Origin of the sequence: Nocardia sp. CA-120079 (assembly GCF_050955745.1) — a bacterium.
Classification (GTDB): domain Bacteria; phylum Actinomycetota; class Actinomycetes; order Mycobacteriales; family Mycobacteriaceae; genus Nocardia.
Map to the genome: position 1 here is coordinate 4579221 of NZ_CP192088.1, position 20452 is coordinate 4599672.

18 protein-coding genes and 5 pseudogenes are annotated in these 20452 nt (G+C 66.2%); 10 read left to right on the plus strand and 13 right to left on the minus strand.

Going from position 1 to position 20452, the window contains the following annotated elements:
* Nucleotides 1–37 precede the first annotated feature (37 nt).
* Complete coding sequence (locus ACQPYR_RS20955) at nucleotides 38–496, minus strand: hypothetical protein (protein ID WP_433634695.1); 459 nt, start codon at nucleotides 494–496, stop codon at nucleotides 38–40.
* Between the two features lie 200 nt (nucleotides 497–696).
* Between ACQPYR_RS20955 and ACQPYR_RS20960 the strand changes: the two genes are divergently transcribed.
* Nucleotides 697–1134, plus strand: coding sequence for a hypothetical protein (locus ACQPYR_RS20960; protein WP_433634697.1), 438 nt, complete (start codon nucleotides 697–699; stop codon nucleotides 1132–1134).
* 118 nt (nucleotides 1135–1252) lie between these two features.
* On the opposite strand, the gene ACQPYR_RS20965 is transcribed toward ACQPYR_RS20960, so the two are convergent.
* Together ACQPYR_RS20965 and ACQPYR_RS20970 are read right to left on the minus strand one after the other, a co-directional pair.
* On the minus strand, nucleotides 1253–2338 hold the full coding sequence (locus ACQPYR_RS20965; protein ID WP_433634699.1) for an NAD(P)H-dependent amine dehydrogenase family protein: 1086 nt from the start codon (nucleotides 2336–2338) through the stop codon (nucleotides 1253–1255).
* 55 nt (nucleotides 2339–2393) lie between these two features.
* Nucleotides 2394–3443, minus strand: coding sequence for a Rieske 2Fe-2S domain-containing protein (locus ACQPYR_RS20970; RefSeq protein ID WP_433634701.1), 1050 nt, complete (start codon nucleotides 3441–3443; stop codon nucleotides 2394–2396).
* A 152-nt stretch (nucleotides 3444–3595) separates the two neighbouring features.
* Between ACQPYR_RS20970 and ACQPYR_RS20975 the strand changes: the two genes are divergently transcribed.
* Nucleotides 3596–4213 carry a TetR/AcrR family transcriptional regulator gene (locus ACQPYR_RS20975; protein WP_433634703.1) on the plus strand — a complete coding sequence of 206 codons (618 nt, stop codon included), beginning with the start codon at nucleotides 3596–3598 and terminating at the stop codon, nucleotides 4211–4213.
* Nucleotides 4214–4291: 78 nt separating this feature from the next.
* Here ACQPYR_RS20975 and ACQPYR_RS20980 read toward each other — a convergent pair.
* Together ACQPYR_RS20980 and ACQPYR_RS20985 are read right to left on the minus strand one after the other, a co-directional pair.
* Nucleotides 4292–4505: pseudogene (locus tag ACQPYR_RS20980) on the minus strand (Tn3 family transposase); the annotation flags it as partial.
* Nucleotides 4506–4591: 86 nt separating this feature from the next.
* Nucleotides 4592–5224, minus strand: a complete 633-nt coding sequence (locus ACQPYR_RS20985) for a TetR/AcrR family transcriptional regulator (protein ID WP_433634705.1) — start codon at nucleotides 5222–5224, stop codon at nucleotides 4592–4594.
* 70 nt (nucleotides 5225–5294) lie between these two features.
* Between ACQPYR_RS20985 and ACQPYR_RS20990 the strand changes: the two genes are divergently transcribed.
* Complete coding sequence (locus ACQPYR_RS20990) at nucleotides 5295–6500, plus strand: cytochrome P450 (RefSeq protein WP_433634707.1); 1206 nt, start codon at nucleotides 5295–5297, stop codon at nucleotides 6498–6500.
* Nucleotides 6497–7448, plus strand: a pseudogene (locus ACQPYR_RS20995) (alpha/beta hydrolase). The gene ACQPYR_RS20990 and the pseudogene ACQPYR_RS20995 overlap by 4 nt, the downstream one beginning before the upstream one ends.
* A gap of 72 nt (nucleotides 7449–7520) precedes the next feature.
* Here the strand turns inward: ACQPYR_RS20995 and ACQPYR_RS21000 are convergent.
* The 4 genes and pseudogenes from ACQPYR_RS21000 to ACQPYR_RS21015 form a co-directional block, all read right to left on the minus strand.
* Nucleotides 7521–7763 (minus strand): annotated as a pseudogene (locus ACQPYR_RS21000) (Tn3 family transposase); the annotation flags it as partial.
* Nucleotides 7764–8159: 396 nt separating this feature from the next.
* Complete coding sequence (locus ACQPYR_RS21005) at nucleotides 8160–8450, minus strand: hypothetical protein (RefSeq protein WP_433634709.1); 291 nt, start codon at nucleotides 8448–8450, stop codon at nucleotides 8160–8162.
* A gap of 176 nt (nucleotides 8451–8626) precedes the next feature.
* Nucleotides 8627–8816, minus strand: a pseudogene (locus ACQPYR_RS21010) (helix-turn-helix domain-containing protein); the annotation flags it as partial.
* 121 nt (nucleotides 8817–8937) lie between these two features.
* A complete protein-coding gene (locus ACQPYR_RS21015; protein ID WP_433634711.1) occupies nucleotides 8938–10332 on the minus strand; it encodes an ABC1 kinase family protein in 1395 nt (464 codons plus the stop codon).
* Nucleotides 10333–10567: 235 nt separating this feature from the next.
* Here ACQPYR_RS21015 and ACQPYR_RS21020 point away from each other — a divergent pair, with 235 nt between their 5' ends.
* Nucleotides 10568–11209 (plus strand): TetR/AcrR family transcriptional regulator, encoded by a 642-nt coding sequence (locus tag ACQPYR_RS21020; protein WP_433634713.1) that lies wholly within the window; start codon nucleotides 10568–10570, stop codon nucleotides 11207–11209.
* A gap of 71 nt (nucleotides 11210–11280) precedes the next feature.
* Here the strand turns inward: ACQPYR_RS21020 and ACQPYR_RS21025 are convergent, their stop codons facing one another.
* Complete coding sequence (locus ACQPYR_RS21025) at nucleotides 11281–12495, minus strand: PucR family transcriptional regulator (RefSeq protein ID WP_433634715.1); 1215 nt, start codon at nucleotides 12493–12495, stop codon at nucleotides 11281–11283.
* A 556-nt stretch (nucleotides 12496–13051) separates the two neighbouring features.
* Here ACQPYR_RS21025 and ACQPYR_RS21030 point away from each other — a divergent pair.
* A pseudogene (locus ACQPYR_RS21030) lies at nucleotides 13052–13507 on the plus strand (GrpB family protein); the annotation flags it as partial.
* 540 nt (nucleotides 13508–14047) lie between these two features.
* Here the strand turns inward: ACQPYR_RS21030 and ACQPYR_RS21035 are convergent.
* Nucleotides 14048–14521: a winged helix-turn-helix transcriptional regulator gene (locus ACQPYR_RS21035; protein ID WP_433634717.1), complete on the minus strand. Its 474-nt coding sequence runs from the start codon at nucleotides 14519–14521 to the stop codon at nucleotides 14048–14050.
* A 19-nt stretch (nucleotides 14522–14540) separates the two neighbouring features.
* On the opposite strand from ACQPYR_RS21035, the gene ACQPYR_RS21040 reads away from it, so the two are divergent.
* On the plus strand, nucleotides 14541–14825 hold the full coding sequence (locus ACQPYR_RS21040) for a hypothetical protein (protein ID WP_433634719.1): 285 nt from the start codon (nucleotides 14541–14543) through the stop codon (nucleotides 14823–14825).
* Nucleotide 14826: 1 nt separating this feature from the next.
* Here ACQPYR_RS21040 and ACQPYR_RS21045 read toward each other — a convergent pair whose 3' ends face one another.
* Together ACQPYR_RS21045 and ACQPYR_RS21050 are read right to left on the minus strand one after the other, a co-directional pair.
* Complete coding sequence (locus tag ACQPYR_RS21045; protein WP_433634721.1) at nucleotides 14827–15624, minus strand: SDR family NAD(P)-dependent oxidoreductase; 798 nt, start codon at nucleotides 15622–15624, stop codon at nucleotides 14827–14829.
* A 71-nt stretch (nucleotides 15625–15695) separates the two neighbouring features.
* Nucleotides 15696–16433, minus strand: a complete 738-nt coding sequence (locus ACQPYR_RS21050) for a class I SAM-dependent DNA methyltransferase (RefSeq protein WP_433634723.1) — start codon at nucleotides 16431–16433, stop codon at nucleotides 15696–15698.
* A 504-nt stretch (nucleotides 16434–16937) separates the two neighbouring features.
* Between ACQPYR_RS21050 and ACQPYR_RS21055 the strand changes: the two genes are divergently transcribed.
* The 3 genes from ACQPYR_RS21055 to ACQPYR_RS21065 all read left to right on the plus strand — a co-directional run bounded on the left by ACQPYR_RS21055 (nucleotide 16938) and on the right by ACQPYR_RS21065 (nucleotide 20366).
* On the plus strand, nucleotides 16938–18332 hold the full coding sequence (locus ACQPYR_RS21055) for an MFS transporter (protein ID WP_433634725.1): 1395 nt from the start codon (nucleotides 16938–16940) through the stop codon (nucleotides 18330–18332).
* A gap of 406 nt (nucleotides 18333–18738) precedes the next feature.
* Nucleotides 18739–18960, plus strand: coding sequence for a hypothetical protein (locus tag ACQPYR_RS21060; RefSeq protein ID WP_433634727.1), 222 nt, complete (start codon nucleotides 18739–18741; stop codon nucleotides 18958–18960).
* Complete coding sequence (locus tag ACQPYR_RS21065) at nucleotides 18957–20366, plus strand: PLP-dependent cysteine synthase family protein (RefSeq protein WP_433634729.1); 1410 nt, start codon at nucleotides 18957–18959, stop codon at nucleotides 20364–20366. The genes ACQPYR_RS21060 and ACQPYR_RS21065 overlap by 4 nt, the downstream gene beginning before the upstream one ends.
* Nucleotides 20367–20452 lie beyond the last annotated feature (86 nt).

The following is a 20452-nucleotide window of genomic DNA, read 5'->3' on the forward strand; positions in this document are numbered from 1 at the left end:
CCGGACAGCATCGGCGCGACCACAGGCAGTTGGTTGATCACGGGGTCGCCGTAGTATCGGCCGAATTTCGGGCGGATATGGCGTAGCTGCTGGTCAGTGGATGCGGGAAGCGCCAGGGCCGATGAGGCTGGTCAGTTCGCGCATGGCCTGGGGGCGGGGGCTTGAAGTAGCGGCGCAGGTTCTCGGCCTTGCGGTGTCGTGATTTGGCCATCAGCTCGAGCAGGCTCGCGCCGGATTCCCCGAGGTGCATGAGGCCCGAATGCCGGAGTTCGTGTAGATCCCAGCCGGTTCCGGGTCCGTCGGGCGCGGTCGCGGCGTCGAGTAGATCGCGGGCCTGGTCGTTGGACAGCCGCGCCAGCCCGGTGTCGGGGCACATGTCGCGGTCGGCGAGGTACTTCCCGGGGCCGGGCCGGCGGTGGGTAACGAACACCGGCCCACGGGTGCGGCCCTTGATCAATCTCGGGAGCAGCCGCGCGGTGCCCGCGTCCCAGTACACGGTTTCCAGGACGTGCTCGTGGTGGGCAGCGCCGCGGCGGCGGGTGCGGGGCTTGGTGCCCTTTGGACTTCACCCGCGCGCACCGGCCCGCCAGGTCGAGGTCCTCGATGTTGAGCTGGAGCAGTTCCTCTGCGCGAGAGCAGGTCTCATACAGCATCCGCCACAGTGTCTGCTCCCGCAGACGCACCTCTCGGTGGGCGATGAGCCGGTCCATCGCGGTGCGCGAGCGTACCGGTGTCTCGGAGTCCGGTGGCGTCGAGCGCCCTGCCGAGGACGGCAGTGTCGGTGCGGTCCAGCCTTGCTCGCGGCACCAGCTCAGCCACTTGGCCACGGCCGCGCGCCGGGAGTTCCAGGTGTTGACCGCCGCGATGCCCCACAGGGATTCGAGGGCCGCGCCGATCTCGGCGTCGGTGACCGAGCCCAATGCGCAGCTGGGGCCGAGGAGTCCGTCGGAACCGCGGCTGTCGAGCTGGTCGACGGTCTTGACGACCGCGATGGTGCACGCGCGGCGGGTGTTGCCGGGGCCGAGAGTGTCCAGGAACGCCTCGGCTGATCCGCGCAGGGAGCGGGTCGGGGCGGTGTGGATCCGGGTCACGGTCGCCGCCATCGGACCGCCGCTCCTGGCTTGCCCCGGATAACGGGGTCGCTTCGTGTCGTCGCCGCGGCGGGATCGCCGCAGGCCGGATCCGAGGTTACCCCGGATAACAGACCGTTATCCGGGGCAGTGGCAAAGTCGGTGGCCGGGGACCGTGGAGGTCAGATGTTGAAGCGGCCGGCGAAGCCGCGGAGGGGAAGGTCGGCGCTGGTGATGATGCCGGGTCGGGCGGCGACGACGGATTTGATGGCGTTGAGGGCGGGCAGGCCGGTGACGGTCATGCCGATGGAGGCGAAGTTCTCCGGGTTCGACAGGTCGAAGCCCTTACGCGGCAAGATCATGTGCTTGCTGTAGATGTTGGGGTCGCCGGTGACCTGGGTGATGTAGCAGCCCTTGATGTTCCATGCGGGGTCGGTGTGCGGGGTCATCTGCCATTCGAGGTGGGTCTCCACCCGCGCGACGCCGTCGACCATGCCTTGGTATTTGATGTAGTTCGCACCCAGTGAGCCCTTGGGCATGAAGTACCAGCCGAGGTCGACGTCCTTGGTACAGGCGCCGAGTTCGTAGCTGAATTTCACCTCGTCGAGTTCCAGGCCGAAGGCGTCGGCCATGAGGTAGACCGAATCGGCGAACACGGCGGTGTATTGGTAGAGCGAATCGGGGATGGTCGGATCGTCGATCGGGCGGCCGTAGCCGACGGCCTTCCAGGTGTCCACGGAGTGATGGCAGGACACATCCACGGATTCGGTGACGGTGACGTTCTCGATGTCGGCGACGTCGGCGGTGTGCACGATGCCCAGGATCTGGCACAGGCCCGGATTCATGCCGGTGCCGTAGAACGTGGAATTACCGCGCTCGCAGGCCGCTTGGATGACCTCGCTGACCTTGCGGCCCGAGGGATGCGAGTGGTTGCGGTCGCGGTGGAAGCCGGTGATCCAGTCCGCGGTGGTCACCACGTCGATGCCGGCCTCGAGCACTTTTTCGTAGAGGTCCTCGTCGGGGAACACGCCGTGGAAGGTGAGCACGTCGGGGCGGGCGGCGATGATCTCCTCGACCGTGCCGGTGGCGATCACACCGATCGGGTCCAGACCGACGATCTCCCCCGCGTCGCGTCCGATCTTGTCCGGCGAATAGCAGTGCAGCCCGACCAGCTCGAGATCGCGGTGGTTGCGGATGCGTCCGATCATCTCGGTGCCGAGGTTGCCGGTGGCGACCTGGAATACCCGGATCTTGTCGGAGGTGCTCATGAGCAGTGCCTTTCTGGCTGTTACGTTTTCGCGTCGGTACTGGGTCGGGGACGGGTCAGGCGGTGGTGGCCGCCGGGCGCACGGCGCCGCTGTCGGGGTGACGTGGGTCGGTGCCTGCGGGTCCGCCGTCGGGGTAGAACTGCACGGCCCATTCGCGCAGCGCCTTGAAGCCCTTGAATTCCTTCTGCGACAGGGCGGGCGGGTCGGAGTAGCGCTGATGCGCCCAGATGTCGACGTCGGCTTCGAACTGCTCGATCACGAATCCGGCCATGGTCGTGCCGTAGCGGCCGATCTCGGGGCGTTGGTCGCCGGGCTTGCGGCCGATCCACACGGTGAAGCGCACATCGGAGGTGTATTCGTCGACCGGTGTCACCGCGGGCATGGTGCGGTTGTCGACCATGCCCCAGCTCTTGGTGATCGAACAGCCCAATCCGGCGTTGATCGATTCCACACCACTGTTGACCTGGTCCTCGGCGATATCCTCGTCGAAGGCGATGGTGAAATCGACGTAGGACACCGGGCCGGAGAAATCGTGACGGGTGAACTCCGGCACGAACGGCGTCTTGTGCACCACCTTGAAGTGCGCGAAGTCGACGCCGTTCTCCATCACATATTGCGGATGCAGTTCCAGGCCGGGCCGGAACAATGTCGCGGCAGGCACCGGCGGGTAGTAGTCCGCGGCGGTCTTGCCGTCACCGAACGCTTCGAACATGTCCGGCACCTCGAAATACGGTGCGCGGCCGGCGGTGTCGTACCAGATCCACACCGCCTCGTTACGTTCGACGACGGGGTAGCTGCGGATGCGGCGGCCCTTGTTCGGGCGGGACTCGTAGGGGATGCACACATTGCGGCCCTCGCGGTTCCATTCCCAGCCGTGGAACGGGCACACCAGGTTCTCGCCCTGAACCTGCCCGCCATAGCCCAGGTGCGCGCCGAGGTGTTCGCAGTAGGCGTCGAAGACCGCGAGTTCGCCGGCAGCCGATCGCCACGCCACCATCTCACGCCCGAAGTACTTCATCCTGTGCACCGCACCGACCTCGATCTCGGTGCACCACGCGACTTGGAACCATCCCGTCGGCTCCATCGACAGCGGTGGTTTGGCCATCTCGATCCTCCACGTCTTCGCGGGCTGTCCGTGTCGGCGCGGATCGTCGGTTCCACGCCCGGCGAACACGACAATAGAACCCTCTTTGAAAGAATACAAGAGGGTTCGTTGAAACTGGATTCCCCAGGTCGCTCGGGGTAGCATCGGCCCTCGTGACGGAGGCAGCGGCGGGCATGAGGCGGGCGAACAAGCGCGGGATCCAATCGCGGGAAGCCATGCTCGAGGCGGCGATCGCCTCGCTGTCGACCGGGGACCCCGCCGCGGTTTCCGGCAACCGGATCGCCCGCGACATCGGCGCGACCTGGGGAGTCGTCAAATATCAGTTCGGCGACATCGACGGCCTGTGGGCCGCGGTCCTGCGCTACACCGCCGACAAGCGCGGGGACCTGCCCGCAACAGCCAAACCGGACGGCACCCTGCGCGAACGCGTCGCCGCGCTCATCCACGCGATGGCCATCGGATTGCGCCGCCCCGAGTCTTTGGCCATCGAGACGCTGCGCGCGGCGCTGCCCCGCGACCACGCCGAACTCGAACGCGACTACCCGCTCACCGCCGCTGAGCTGGCGTCCTGGAAACCGCACTGGGACGACGCATGCCAGCGGGCCTTCGCTGATCTGGAACTCGATCCGGTCAAGGTGCGCCGGGTCGCGGCGCTGATCCCGGCCGCCATGCGCGGCATCACCTCCGAGCGAACTCTCGGCACATACGGCGACCTCGACGACGCTATCGAAGCGCTCATCGGCGGCATGGTCGCCTACCTCGAAAACTGAACCGGTTCTCGACCGCACTCACCAGCCGCGGTCCCTACTGCGGACAAGCCAGCCGGTGCCCGGCTGCGATGAGCAGGCTCAGAACAACATGTCGCGCACTCGCAGCGGCCGGTAGCCGTCGGCCCAACCGGGCGAGCTCGGCGTCGATGTCGACCTCGATCGCGCCGATTAGTTGATGTTCTCGCTGTGCGCCGGACTGATATGTGCAAGCACGTCGTCATCGATCCGACGGCCCGCTCGGCGCATCTGCTCGACAGCGAGCCCGTAAATATTCTGTGGTCCAGACCGTTATCCGGGGTAGTGGCCGATGGGCCGGAGGCTCAATCGGTGCGGTCCGCCGCCCCGGAGCGCAGCAGCGGTGCGTCAGCCGGTACTGAGCTAGGGGCGGCAGTTCGGGGGTGTGGTGAAGAGCAGGTGTGCCGCACGGGCGATGGTATGGCGGATGTCGGTGATACTGGCGGGATTGGTCGTCAGGTCGAGCAGGCATGTGGTCAGGACGTGCCCGAGGACCAGGGCTCGGTCGTGGTCGTCGGTCCAGCCGGGGTCGGCGAGGGCGGCGCGGACGAGTTCGGTGAACAGCGGCCGCCAGACCCTGATTCCGGGGCCGTCGCCGGAGTGCACGGAGTTCATTCCGGCTTGCAGCAGGTTGCGGTCCTCGGCGGCCCAGTCGATGAACTGGGAGAACGCGGCGGCGATCCGGTCGGCGGGTTCGGCGCCGGGGTCGGCCGGTAGCCGGGTGAGGCGGTCGAGGGTGTCGAGGGCCCAGTCGGCCATGAGGTGCTGGATCAGACCGTCTTTGGACCCGAAGTAGCGGTACACGGTGACCGGGGTGGTGCCGGCCTCGGCGGCGACCGCGCGGATCGTGACGCCCTTGTAGCCGTGCCGGGAGGCCATCGCGCGGGCGACCGCGGCGATCTCGGCGCGGCGCGCGCGTTCGGCGGGACCGAATTCGCGGATCACGCGCAGGGAATCGCGGGACTCGCGCAGCAGGGCAGCAGTGTCGTCGATCACCGTTCGAGGGTACCGCAGAACGAGAACACGTTGTATAACGTGTTATACAACGTGTGAGAGGCTGGTTGCGATGACTGTTCCCGATCTGTTCTGCGCCGAGGCACTGCAGGACCCGTATCCGCTGCTCGAGCAACTGCGTGGCGCCGGGGACGTGCATTATCTGCCTGATCAGCAGGTGTATGTGGTGCTCGGGTTCGATGCGATCCGCACCGTGCTGGCCGATCCGCAAACCTATTCGAGCAATCTGGTCGCGGTGCTGTCGGCGGCGTCGGGGTCGGCGTCGGTGTCGGTGGCCCACGCCGGGGCTGGGGTGGATGTGCTGGCGACCGCGGATCCGCCCGCACACACCGCGCAGCGGGCACTGGTGATGTCGCGGTTCAGCCCGCGTGCGGTGGTCGAGACGACCGAGCTGATCGACGCCGCTGTCGCCCCGGCGATAGCCGGGCTGGTCGCCTCCGGCGGCGGTGACTGGATGGCCACGGTCGCCCACCGGGTCCCGGTGCAGGTGATCGGCGAGCTGATCGGGCTGCCGCGCGAAGACCATCAGCGCCTCGCCGACTGGTCGGACGCCGCGATCGATCTGGTGTCGGGGGTCGCAAGTCCCGAACGCGCCGGGCAGGCCGCGCTCGCGGTGCTCGAGTTCGCCCGGTATCTGGGCGATCGCCTCGACCAGGCCCGCCCGGGGCAGGACACGGGGGTGCTGGGCAGTGTCGCCGTGGCGGTCGCGTCGGGAACTCTGACCCGTGATCAGGGGGCGATGCTGCTGGTGCAGCTGGTCACCGCGGGTGCGGAGTCGACCGCGAGCCTTCTGGGCACCGCGGTGCGGCTGGTGGCCTGCGATGAGCACCTGCAAGCCACGCTGCGCGCCGAGCCCGACCGGATCGCCGCGCTGGTGGAGGAAGCGGTGCGGATCGAGAGCCCGTTCCGGGGCCACTTCCGTGTCACCACCGCACCGACTCGCCTGGCCGGGGTGCAACTGGAACAGGGCGCGCGACTGATGCTGATGTGGGGCGCGTCCAACCGCGACCCGCGCATCTTCGAACACCCCGAGCGGGTCGACCTCGACCGTGCCCAGCCGAAACTGCATCACAGCTTCGGCCGCGGCATCCACTTCTGCGTCGGCGCCCACCTCGCCCGCAAAGAAGCCCACCAGGCCGTGCGGGCACTGCTGGACGCGACCGCCACCGTCACACTGCGCGACCGCGAACCGACCTACGTCCCCAGCCTGATCGTGCGCCGCCTGGCGCATCTGCACCTGTCGGTCACCCCCGCATGACCGCCGCACCGAACCAACAGACCCTCCGCTCGGACCGGGCATCGGGACCGATCACTCGACTTCGCGACCACCGCCACTACCACCCCGACCTGCGCCCCTACGCGCTGGTCCTACCCCGCGAGACCATCAGCCTCCGCACGCTGCCGATCATGCGCCGCATCGCCGCACACATCCGGCCCCATCCCGGCGCTACGGTCATCGATCTCGACCAAGGTGTGCGGGTCCGCGTGTTCGGCACGACCGATCACCAGGCACCGGGGCCGGCATTGCTATGGATCCACGGCGGCGGCTACGTCTTCGGCACCGCCGCCCAGGACGACCGCTGGTGTCACCAGATCGCCACCCGCACAGGAGTTCTCGTCGCCTCCGTCGACTACCGGCTCGCCCCCGAACACCCCTACCCGGCAGCACTACACGACTGCCACCTCGCCCTGAAATGGCTTGGCCTCCCGGCCCGGCGTCGATCCCGGCCGCATCATCCTCGCCGGAGCCAGCGCCGGCGGCGGCCTCGCCGCCGCACTCGCCGCGCACACCCGCGACCACGGACCCGTGATCCCGGTACAACAACTGCTGCTCTATCCCATGCTCGACCACACCCCACTGCCGGACACCAGCACCTGGCATCGACTGTGGGGGCCGCGCAGCAACGCCTGCGCCTGGCACAGCTATCTCACAGGCGCCGATCCCGCCGACGCGGTGCCCGCTCATCGCCGCGATCTCACCGGACTACCCCCGGCGTGGATCGCCGTCGGCGATCTCGACCTGCTCCACGACCAGAATGTTCGCTACCACCGGGCCCTGACCGGCGCAGGGGTCGACAGCCAGTTCACTGTCATCCCCGGTGCATTCCACGGCTTCGACACCGTCGCACCTGGCACCGCGATCACCCGACACCTGCACCGCGACGCCCTGCACGCAATCCACATCGCCGCGACGACACCGCCGTGACGATGAATCCGGACCCGGCCCACCCACACGCCGGGCTGGGTCCACCCCAGGGACGGGCTCCGTAGGGACGGCTCAGAACAGGGTGTCGCGTACTCGCAGGGGCAGGTAACCGGTCGGCCCCAACTGGGCGAGTTCGGCATCGATGTCGACCTCGATGGCGCCGAAGAAATTGATGTTCTCGCTGTGCGCCGGGCTGATGTGCGCGAGCACTTCGTCATCGATCCGGTGCCCGGCTCTGCGCATCTGGTCCACGGCGAGCCCGTAATACTCTGTGGTCCAAGCGATTACGGCGTTGGTGGCCAGGGTCAGGCACCAACCACCCGGCCGCGCACCCCGAGCGCAAAAACCCTGCTCTACCAGACCACTACGCCATATCCGCCCGAAATTCGGCCGATAGTACAGCGACCACATCACCGGCTCGGCCAACCGGGATCCGGAGGTATTCGGCGATCTCGACACCTTCGATGTGGACCCCGACACCGGAGCGTCCCTGATCTTCGGCAGCGGTCGCCATCATTGTCTCGGCTCGAGTCCTGGGCAACTCGAGCTGTGCGTCGCACTGGAGAAACAGTCGGCTTGGTCGCCGACTGCGACATCGATGCCGAGCGCACAGAGCGGATCCGCTCGTCAGACAACCGCGGCTTCGCCTCGCAACCCACCGTCGAATCGGAGGAAGTGCCCCAATCGATCTATACGCCAATACCTTTCACATCACGCGGTGACATTGACATCATCGGGCAGGACGAACAACCCCGGCATCTCCTCGCTCAGCCAGTTCCGCGCCACCAGGCGTTTCAACTTCGACCGCAACAACTCCACCGTCGACCGGTCCTCGCCGTCGAGGCCAACGCGGCCGCGACATGCCCGCACCGCAACCCGCCCGGCATCGGCGAGCACCTCCAGAATGTCGCGATAGTCGGTCGGCAGACCCGACACCGTGATCTCCGCGGCACCAACATCACACCGATCGGCGACCCAGATGAACCCGCTCCGGCTCAGCATCGGTCGCTTCTGCACCCGCCGCCTCGGACACTCCCACACCGACATCGGCCTCGCCACCGAGGATCTCGAGCATCGTCTCCCGCGTGACCTGCAACCGCGCTGAGCTCGCAATTCTGCAGGCGAAACACACTGAGCAGCAGGATATCTCACAGTTCCAAGGGGGTCAGGATATCGGTTCAGGTTTCGAGATCGGTAGTGACTGTGGATGGGGGTGTTGCCGCGGTCTTGTCGGTGGGGACGTTGTAGGTGCGGGCGACGAGGGCGGCGCGCAAGGCCCCATAGGCCGGCGAGTTCGGCAGGGTCGCGGCCGGTCAGTTTGGCGATGCGTTTGAGCCGGTAGTCGACGGTGTTGGAGTGTATGTGCAGCGTGAACCATCTCGGCGCCCTCCACCAGAGGCCCCGCTCCCCATATCTCATCAGCTCGACCGCTACGACAAGGCGAGCGCCGCAATCCCGCGAAGCGCCATGGTGCAACTCGGTGACGGGTTTACAAGGGGTTGCTCACCCGGCCGAGCCCGGCTCGCCAGCGCGCTATCGCTTGCCCGATATCGGTTGTCGGCGGCTCGCCGTAGAGCCACTCGCGCGCGATTCGATGCCAATTGTTGGTCGTCACCAGTTGACCGAGCGTGGTGAAGGTGAAAAGGTCCGCGCGCCGTGAGAAGACATGCTCGGGAGGAAGGAGTTGATGCCGCATATTCCGAAATTCGGCGGCCCTCGGGTTGACGGCGAGCACCACGGCTCCGGTGGCGAGTTCGGGAGTTATCGTGATCTGCTCATCGAGAAGATGCCAACCCGCAGCGGCCCAGACGTATTCGAGGGCTTCCTGCGGGGTGACCCCCGCGTCCGAGTCGATGATGCCGCGTCCGGCCCATAGTTGGTACAGGTCTCGAGCGCGTTGCTCACCGGCAGCCCGAAGGGCCGCCCGCTCGAACTCGACGTCTGCCGGGTTCATCCGGTTGTAGAGCCCGAAATCCACGAATGCGAGACGACCGCTCCCGTCGAGCAGGATGTTGCCCGGATGCGGGTCACCGCAGAATTCGTAGTCGGAGAATAGCGAAGTGATATAGAAGCGGTAGATCAGCTCACCGATCCGATCACGCTCGTCATCGGGCAGAGCTTGGATCTGCGCGAACGACTTTCCCTCGACGAACTCCGTCACGAGAACGTGGTGCCCGCAGTGTTCTTCGATGCTGTCGGGGACGGTGATGAAGGGATGATCACGATAGCGCGAGGCAACCCGATGCTGGGTCCGAGCTTCGCGCACGTAGTCGAGTTCGCTGCCGATGTTGCGGGCGATCTCGTCCAGCACGGTGGCGTCTGCCGCGCTGGGCAGCACGGATTTCCAGAGCTTGCTGAATATTTCGAGGTTGCGCATGTCCGCTTGGACGGCCTCGTCCACCCCGGGGTACTTCACCTTCACCGCGACCGTGCGCCCGTCGCGCAACCGCGCCCGATACACCTGGCCGATCGAGGCCGCGGCGACCGGTGTCTCATCGAAGTCGGCGAAGACCCGAGACAACGGCCCGAGATCGTCCTCGATCACTTTCCGCATTCCCGCAAACGGAACCGCGGGCGCACGATCCTGCAATTCGGCAAGCTTGACCCGGAACAGTTCGCGATGTGCTTCCGGGATGAGGCCGACGTCGAGAACCGACAGCATCTGCCCCAGCTTCATCGCCGCACCCTTCATGCCGCCGAACACGGTGACCAATTGCTGCGCGGCCTGCAGAGCGGATCGTTCGGCGAGAATCTGCCGGGCTTCCTCGGGCCGCCCGATCATCGAGAGTCGAGCCCCGACCCCGCGAACGGCCTGCCCCGCGGCCAGTCGGCCCAGTCGGCTCCCCCGCGCCAGTCGACCCGTGGGCACGCGATCGGCCGCCATACGCACCTCCCTAGGCCTGCGCGCGATGTCTGGTGCGCGCCGCGGTTGTCGCCGTACCCGACTACATCGGCCAATGATCCTGCGGCAAAACAACTTACCGCAACCGTTGGGCACATTCGACACCATAAGATGAGCAAAGCTCGATTTTCACCAGAGAGAGGCAATGATGCCACCGAAAGCTGCCCGACAGCGCCGTCCGACCCAAGAGCGCGCGAGGGCGACAAGGGAGCACATCTTGGACACCGCCGCGCGGTTGTTCGGTGAGCGCGGCATCGCCGACACCTCGACGAACCGGATCGCGGCAGAGGCCGAAGTGAGCATCGGCACGGTCTATCGGTACTTCTCCGATCGCGCCGTCATTGTCGACGAGCTGGGCGAGCGGCTGCTCGCCCGCGCCGAACGGCGCTTCACGGACTGGGTGTCCGGCTTCTCTCAGCAACCGATTCCGCAACTGCTCACCTCACTTCCACAGCTGATCACCGAGCTTCTGGAGGTGTTCACCGAGGAATTGGTCGCCAACGCGAAGCTGATGCGTGCACTGATGGCGGGCGTGCCTTTCTACAGCAGCAGCATCCCGCAGTTCGAACCGCGCGTGCGTCTGCTGCTCAAGGTGTTGTTGATCCAGATCATCGGCCCCGGTAACGATCACAAATACGACGTGATGACATTCGTCCTGATCAATACCGGCTTTGCCGGAGTACTGCGCGCGACGGACCCGGAAGTCGACCCCCATGAACGCCAAGAGGCAGTGGTCATGACCGCACAGATGATCGCCGCATGGATCGAGGCCGAGGTTCGAGCCGCTCAGCTGTCGGCGGATACGGAGGCTCTCGCCGCGAGTGCCGGCCAGGACCGTCTCAGTGGGGCCCGACAGTAACCCCGATCCGTGGGTGCGCGTATCGAGGCGACCGGCCGACACCGACAATGCCGCGAAGGCGTTGCGCCACATCAGCTGAATGTGCGGGCGATGAGTGCCGAACGCAGCCGCCACAGACCCGACGTCACGGTTGGATCGAGGCCGGTGAGCAGCCCGACGCGCCGCAACCGGTAGTCGACGGTGTTGGTGTGAATGTGCAGGAGGCGTGCGGTGCGCTGGCGATTGAGATTGTTGCTGATGTGCAGCTTCAGGGTTTCCAGCAGTTCGGGGTACGCATCGACGGGATCGAGCAGCGACCCCAGGAATTCCCGGCCCGGCCCCGGCCGGGTCAGTTGGTATTCCAGCGCCATATCCTCGAACCGGTACAGTCCGGGGACGCACTTCAAGCGCGATACCATGTCGAGCACTTCGTGGGCGCGGTCGGCCGCGCCGGGCACTTCGGCCACCGACGCGGTCACAACGGCCGCGGTCACCGGTACCCGCGCAGCCACCGACAGCTGGACGACCAGTTCGGCAAGGGTCTCGCCGGCCGGCGTCGTAGCCGGGAGAAGAATCGTCCCACCGTCCACACTGAGCAACGCGAGCGCTTGCTCACCCCGGCGCGTTGCGAGTTCGGCCTGCAGACGGCGGAGTTTGCGGCGGGCGACGACCTTGCCGTCGAGCATCGGGAGTTGCTCGTCCGGGTGCTTCGGAATGTGCAGGGCCAGAACGGAATACTGGTCGGCGATGGTGATGCCGCATTCGCGGGCCATGGTCGAGGTGGGATGTCCGCCGAGCAGCGCGGAGGTGAGGGTATGTACGGCGGTGTGGTGCTCGCCGACCACCGCCTTGTGCTCTCGGACGTAGGCGCGGGCGATTGTCGCGGTCATGATGTCGAGCATCTCCACCACCCGTTTCGCGGCGTCCACCACATTGTGGTAGTCGTGCACCGTCGCATTCACGACCACGAGATCTATCCCGACCTTGAATCCCTCATGGATGGAATGCAAGATCGTGTCGATCGGCACGCCCTCCCGAGCCCACCCAGCGGCAGCATCGGCGAGCCGGTCGGTCTTCGCCGGAATGTCCTTCCCGTCGAGCATGCTGACCGACAGTTCCAGACAGAGGCGCGTGACGGCGGTGACATTTCCGCCGATGATGTCACCGGGCAGCGTGGCGCACGGGATCACGTTGTCCACGAAGTGCCCGACCATTCGCCTGGCCACCGCCCGGACGTCGCGCAAAGGTGCAGACATCGGCTTGCCCGATATGGTCAGTCCCGCCCGAACGGCCCCACTGGTTGTCATCGTCGACTCCCTTTCGCCCCAGTTGCTTCGGTACTTCCGACCCATGGTGCGGTCCGCGGCAGCGCCGGAACCGGCGGTTACCGACACGATCGGTGCGACCTGGCGCGCTTCATCGGTGGTATTCGAACTCTAAAGTGACCGGGTGCTCAGCTTCTACTTCTCTTACGCCGCAACTAGGCGCTGGCAAATCACCGTTCTGACCAGCGAAGAAGTCCGCTGAAGCATCATTCCTATAACTGGAGAGCGGATCTCCCACCGGGCTCACTCATCTTTTCGGCAGTGGATTATCCGGCGCGGAGTTGGTGATGGAATACCTTCAGCGGCAATGCGATTCGCCACGGAGCGATCCGCAGGCGAGACGACGCCAGCGGTGATCGAGTGGCGGGTAGCCCGGCCAGTCCTGTACATCGCGAGTTCCCTTGCGCACCACCGCAATCCGCAGAGCCGGAAAGACTTCCGTTATGTCACGGTCCACGATTCACCGGGCCGACGCGCCGGTTTCTCAGGATTCTCTCAGCTGAACCCGAATTGAACCCCACAGGGCTCCCAGCTTTTCGACGAGCAAGCCGTACTGATTCGCCGAGCCCTGGGCGGCCAGGCCCTGACGATCGAGCATGTCGGCAGTACCGCGGTTGCGGGTCTGGCTGCCAAAGCGATCATCGACATCGACCTCATCGTGGCGGACTCCGCAGACGAGGCCACTTACCTACCTGGGCTGGAAGAGGCAGGTTTTCGTCTGGTGTTGCGAGAGCCGCACTGGCATCAGCACCGAATGTTGACCCGTGCCGACCCGGCGGTGAATCTGCACGTATTCAGCCCGAACGCCCCCGAACACATCCGGCACTTGGTGTTTCGTGACTGGCTGCGCGGCCACGCCGAGGACAGAAATCTCTACGACCACACCAAGCGCGAACTCGCCGCGAAGACAGCCGACAACCCTGCCGCTTACAACCTGACCAAGAACCCGATCATCGACGAGATCTACCAACGAGCCTTTGGCCAGGACACATAGGCAAGCATCGGCGCCTGGAACTGCGTGGCGTGACCGTGGGCAAACCACCGCATTGCACGCGCTGGCCGGGCTCCGCCACAACGGACGTATCGCTGTCGCCGAGCGGATATCGGGCGAGCGCAGGATTACCTTCTGTCCCAACACCTCTCGGCGCTCGAGAACATCGCCTTCGCATTGAGCGCCTGCGTCATAGGCCGAGTTCGAGCCCGCACACACGCCGCGGGTCGGCTCGACCGTGTCGGCATCTGAAACCGCATCGAAACCGTCATGGTCAGCACACACCGCGTGCGGCCGCAGACCGGTCCCGCGTTGCGCGGACAGGCTTTGTCCGACTTCGTTCGTGCCCTGTGGGACATCGCGATGAGCGTCCATCCCTGGGGTGTGATCGTCGGACCGAGTGGGCAGCCCGGCCTGCTGGGGTGGCGACTCGTATCGGCGCGCCGTGACAGTGACAGCACCGGAAGCGGACGCTGTGCCCATCGCCGAGAACCCGTGCGCCACAAGGTTTTCACCGATCTCTCGAGCGCAGGGGCAGAGAAGTTACGACGCCGCGGCCGTCACCGAGGCCGACGCCGTGGCACGCACCCAGCGCAGGAACGGTTCAAGTTCGCGCGCCGCCTCGGCGCCGAGATCGGTCAGCTCGTACATCACCGACGGCGGCGCCGTGGGCAGCACGGTGCGTTCGACCAGTCCGTCGTCGGCGAAGGTGCGCAAGGTCTGGGTGAGCATCTTGTCGCTGACCCCTTGGATGCGCGCGCGCAATTGGTGAAAGCGCAGCGGCCCCTCGCTCAGGGAGGTCAGCACCAGCACACGGGCTGTGTCCCTGGTCAAGCGCCCCTGACTATCAGCGGAAGTCGGTGTGCCTGCCGGGCCAGCGATGGTTGCGAGAATAGACGGCTCGGCGCCCGGTCGCACTTCGAGATCGGCCGACAACGCGTGCAGTCGAGTCGAGATCGTGGCGAGGTCCGGATGGACGGGCTGCCAGTGACCGCCCTCGCTATCCGTGCCGCCCAAGCGGCGATCGTCTCGACCGATGGCATCGGATTGTGAACCGACCACATCGCTCAGGTCCATTCCCGATCAGGTCGATCCCAATTCTGTTGGCGGCATCGGACTTTCGATGAACTTCATACAGCGCGGTGAGGAGATCGAGATGAGTCGAAACGGTACGGGCGCTTTCCGCCAGGTGTGGTCGAGGATTGCCGCATGGTTCGCTGCGATGGGGCCCTGCAGTTCGCCCTGGGTATTTCTGGATCTGCCGCCGGAGGACATTTTGCTGGTCAATCGAATGTATTCGACGACAACGTCCATCTTGTGACTCAGTAATAGACCGGGCCGGGGACTCCGCCGCCCACCGCGATGGCGTCGCCGGTGATGGCGATGCTGCGTGGTGATGCGAGAAAGGTCACCACGTCGGCGACCTCTCGAGCGTCGATGACCCGGCGCACCGAGTTCCGCGCGAGTCCGGCTTCGACTTCGGTGACCGTGCCGCCGGATTCCTCGGCTTGCGCGGTCAAACGGTCGGTGAGGCGTTCGGTTCTGGTCAGGCCCGGGTGCACGACCGTCACATTGACACCCTTCGGGCCGAGTTCGTCGGCCAAGTTCTTGGTCAATGCGGAAACGCTGATGTTGCGAATGGTTTGGGCGATGGAATTGGCCTGTCGTGCACCGAGTCCGCTGATATTGATGATCCGGCCCCAGCCTTGCGCGACGAAGTGTGGTGCGACCGCACGTGCGGTGCGCAGGTAACCGAGCACTTTGATCTCGATCTCGCGACGGACGATATCGTCGGTCGTCGCGGTCAGATCGGTGGGGGATCCGGCGCTCCACGGCGTCGCGGCGGAATTCACCAGAATGTCGACCCCGCCCAATTCGGCGACCGTGCGCTGGACGAGTTGTTGGACCTGGTCGTCGTCTCCCGTATCGGTAGGTATCGCGATTACTCGTCGGCCGGTCTCCTCGACCAACGTCCGCGCGGTGGCCTCGAGTCGTTCGGCCGAGCGCGCCGCGATCACCACATCGACACCTTCGGCCGCGAGTCCACGAGCAATGGCGAGTCCGATACCTCGGCTGCCGCCGGTCACGATCGCGCGCTTTCCGTCCAGATTCAGATCCACCCGGCCGACGCTAGCAAGCTTGCTGACGCTGGAAACCGATCCCGCTCGGGATGATGCGAACTCCGTGCGGTTTACGACGGTTTCTGCCAGATCGAGACGTGCTGACTGCTCTCGCTCGTGAAAGGCTCCCGCGCCCACCCGCCCCATCGCTCGCGCAGGCGTAGGCCGGCGAGTTGGGCCATGAGGTCCAATTCGGCGGGCCACACGTAGCGGAAGGGAATAGATCTGTACTCCCCACGCCCATTGATGACTTCGACATAGTTCGAGCTCATCGACTGCGTCGCGACATCATAGGTGTCGAAGGCCCACCGGGTCGGGCTCGCTTCGGAGGGCACGACGTGCTGCCCCGCGGGGAGCCTTCGCAGCTCGGGGACCATGACCTCGATGACGAAACACCCTCCGCGTTCGAGATGTTCCGCAACATTGCGGAAGCAGGCGACCTGCGCCTCCTGGGTCGTCAGATTCATGATCGTGTTGTAGACCAGATACGCGACCGAGAATGTGCCGTCCATCCGGGTTGTCGCGAAGTCGCCGATCGTCACGCCGATGGCGTCGCCGCCCGGCTTGCCCCGCAGCCGGGCGACCATCGCTCGGGACAGATCGATGCCGTGAACCGCAACGCCGCGAGCAGCCAACGGCAATGCGATGCGTCCCGTCCCGATGCCCAGCTCCAGTGCCGGGCCACTTCCGGCCAGCCCAGCGAGAACCTCGACCGCAGCGTTCACCACACCCGGTTCGAATCGATCTGCCGACGACTCGTCATATCTTGCCGCGATACGTTCCCTGAAGTAGTCGTCCGGATCGTCCATCGCCGAACCGTACTGCGCGGAATCAATACGCTGCCAGCGAATTTCGCGGCACCGTGACCGCGCAGCGGACCGTCAGCTCGCCGACTTCGCAGCGCGTGGCGAGACCGTCGCTGGCTTGCGGGCCACGCAGGGCGGGATCTACAAGCGTTTCGGCTACCCGGTGGCGAGTTCGTCTGCCCGCGTGGACCTCGACCGCCGACAGGCCTGGTCGCGTGACACGGTTCCAGCCTCCGACCGGTGCGCTTCATCGAGCCGCACGAGCTGTGGGAGTTGTCGGCGAAAATCGCGGAGTCGAAATCTTTCTTTCCGTGGCAATAATAATGCGCAGTCCCGCCCCAGTACAGCGATCTCGGTCGGCGAGGTAAGTCAACGGTTGCGATCTGCTCGAGCCAGGGGAAATACCCTGTGGGCGACGGGAATTGAACGCTGCGTGCGAAACAACCGGCCTTCGAACGCGGGGGACCCACACTGACCGCCGTCCTGCCGAGCCCGCCGTCTACACCCATGCGTGCGCGGCTGGAAGTTCTCGTGTGTGTTTGCGCCGGTTTCGCCACGCTGCTGGACTCGTCGGTGCTCGGTATCACGGTGCCCGCGCTTCGGACGGGATTGCGCGCCGACGCGGGCCAGGTCCAATGGCTGCTGGCGAGCTATTCATTGACGTTCGGCCTCGCACTGGTACCCGCGGGACGGCTCGGCGACGTCCTGGGTCGGCGACGGCTGTTCCTGACCGGAATCGCGGTCTTCGCCGTATCGGCGGTCTGCGCGGCGCTGGCGAACGGGCCGTGGCCGGTGGTGGCGGCGCGGCTGTGTCAGGGTGCGGGCGCGGGCGTGATCAGCTCGCAGGTGCTTGGCATCATCGCCGACCGATACACCGGTGTCGGTCGGGCAAAGGCATTGGCGGCCTATGGTGTCGCGGCCGGGCTCGCGGGAATGGTCGGGCCGATCACGGCGGGGGCGATCCTGGGCGCCACCGGGCCGGACCTCGGCTGGCGGTTGGTGCTGCTGCTGAACGTGCCGTTCGCGCTGCTCACCTTTGTCGGCGGCGCGGTGCTGCTGCGGCGGGACCGCACGGTTCGCGGCTCGGCGCGGTTCGATGGCGTGGGCCTGGTGATCCTCGCGGCGGCGACCCTGCTGTTGTTGCTGCCGATGGTGTCCTCGGCGGGGCGGGGCCGTGCGGGTGTCTGCGTCGCGGGATCGCTGGCCATGCTGGCGGTGTTCTGGTGGTGGGAGCGCCGGTACGCGCGATCCGGGGGTGCCCCGGTGCTGCTGCCCGCGCTGGCGGCCGCGCGTGGTTACACCCTCGGCACGGCCGTCGCGATGTTCTGGTTCGGCGCGATCGTCTCGCTCAATACGGTGATGACGCTGTACCTGGTCGAAAGGCTGGGGCTCGAGGCCGTCCAGGCCGCGCTGGTGATGGTCGGCGGTTCGGTGATGATGGCGCTGGCATCGGGTTTCGGCTGGCGGATCGTCGCGAAGTTCGGGCGAATGACCGTGGTCTGCGCGCTGGTACTGCAGTGCGGTGTGGTGACCGGATACATCGTTGCGGTCGAGGTGATCCCGCGTCCCGCGGTGTTCTTTGTGGTGGCGTTGTTGGCTGCTGCCTCGGGGACCGCCGGAGGGTTCGTCGACGCGCCGAACCGGGCGATGACGCTCGAATACGCGCCGAACGGCGCGAACGGAGTGGCGGCCGGATTCCTGCAGTTGGCGCAACGCCTTTCGGCGACCGTCGCGCTGACCGGCGTCTCGGGACTGTATCTGGCGGCCTCCGATTCGCGCATAGGCGGTGCGGGACATGCGATTTCCCCCGCGCTCGCGGTCTGCCTCGCGATGGTCGGGCTGTCACTGGTCTGCGCTGTCGCCGACCTCCGACGCCGGAGTACCGATACTGAATCGCGATGATCACGCTGCTGTATCGCCCTATTCGCTAGCGCGCGGCGGTCGTCCCAGGTGTAGTGACCGCGGGATCGGTCGTGGCGATCCACCCGGCACGACCACGCGAGGCGTAATCGCGGGTGGCCAGTTGTGACGAGCTTGTCCGGCGCCGCCATGATTTGCGTCGCGATGACCCGACCCCGCTTTCGATCGCGGTGACGTGAACTCTGTCGCGTCGCAGGCAGGCTTGCGACGCTCAGGGGAGCGCCGCATCGAGCCGCCGAATTCCGCTGCGGCACGCGAGAACCTCGGCCCAGCGAGGCGCATCGGACCGCACCCGCTCTGAGGACAGGGAACGAACTATGGCAAGCGAAGGCGAACGATCGGATCGACGAGGATCAGCCGGACTCGGTCGAGCCGTCACCGCCTGTCGATGACGAATCCGAGGATCTGGACGCCCCGGCCGAACTCGACGCTTCGGAAGGCACTACGGCTCGCGGACCGAGCCGTGGTGATGTGGCCGCGCCCAGGCAAGGTACTGCGTGACGTGGCCGTCGATCTGCCGCGCCCGCGCGGCCACGACGACCCGGAATATCTGCGGCTGCGCCGGGTGATCCTGCGGCTGCTCGGCGAAACCGAAAGGTCCACGGCATGACCTACCTCGAGCGACAGACGGTTGCGGGTGTCTACGATTCCGTCGTCGACGCGATCGGCGGCACACCGCTGGTTCGGCTGAACCGCGTGGCCGATGGCATCACCGCCGCCGTCTACGTCAAACTCGAATATCTGAATCCCGGTGCGAGCGTGAAGGATCGGGCCGCACGCGCCATGTTGCTCGCGGCCGAGGCGGTCGGGGATCTGGCACCAGGCGGCACGGTGGTCGAGGCCACCTCGGGCAATACCGGTGTCGGACTCGCGGCCATCGCGGCGGCGCGCGGCTACCGGAGTGTAGTCGTGGTGCCGGACAAATCGAGTGCAGAGAAGATCGCGCTGCTGCGTGCATATGGGGCCGAGGTGCATGTGACGGCGGGCGGACGACCGGCCGAGCATCCCGAGCATATCCGCAATGTGGCATTGCGTTTGGCGGCGCAGATTCCGGGCGGGTGGTTCGCGGGCCAGTACGACAACCCGGCCAATCCGGAGGCGCACCGCACGACGACCGGTCCGGAGATCTGGACCCAGACCGGTGGCAGAGTCACGCATTTCGTCGCCGGTGTCGGGACCGGCGGCACCATTACCGGCACCGGTGAATACCTGAAGGAAGTCTCCGGTGGCGCCGTTCAGGTGATCGGTGCGGATCCGGATACCTCCGTCTACAGCGGCGGCGATGGTCGCGCGTGGTACATCGAATCGGTCGGACACTATCTACATCCCGAGACGGCCGAGGACCACTGGCCGGATTCGTACCACACCGAGGTCGTCGACCGGCTCGAACGCGTCACCGACGCCGAGGCATTGGTGCTGCTGCACCGGCTCGCCCGCGAGGAGGGCCTGCTGCTCGGCGGATCGTCGGGCACCGCTATCGCGGCGGCGCTGCGGGTCGCTCGCACACTCGATGCGAGTGACATCGTAGTCGTCATCGCCCCGGACTCCGGACGGTCGTATCTGTCGAAGTATTTCGACGATGCTTGGCTGGGGCGCTTGGGTTTTCCGCTGGTTTCGGGGTCGTCCGAGCAGACGCTCGGCGATGTGCTCGGCGATCTGTCGGATGCGTCGAGTCCGCGCACGGTGCCATCACAGGCGACGGTGGCCGAGGCCCGTATTCATCTCGGCACTGCGGCGGCGCTTCCAGTGTTGTTGCAGCGGAAAGTATCCGAGCCGGCGGTGGTCGCCGAAATTCTGGGGACGGCGACGGCGGCGACTCTGGCTCATGCACCGGACGACGAGCCAGTGACCGCGCACCTCGACCCGCCCTTACCGGTCGTCGGTACCACCGAGACGGTCGCGGACGCCGCCGCGCGTATTGCGGATCAGTCCGGGCCGGTGCTGGTTTCGGAACTCGGTCGTGCGGTCACGTTGATCGACGCCGCCGTGATCGTGGAGTTGGCAGCGCGCCGATGAAACGCATGGCGAGCTTCATCGGGTTCCTCGTCAGGGCGGTGCTGCCGAGCATGGGGGTCACGTCCGCACATGTCACCGCCACCGCT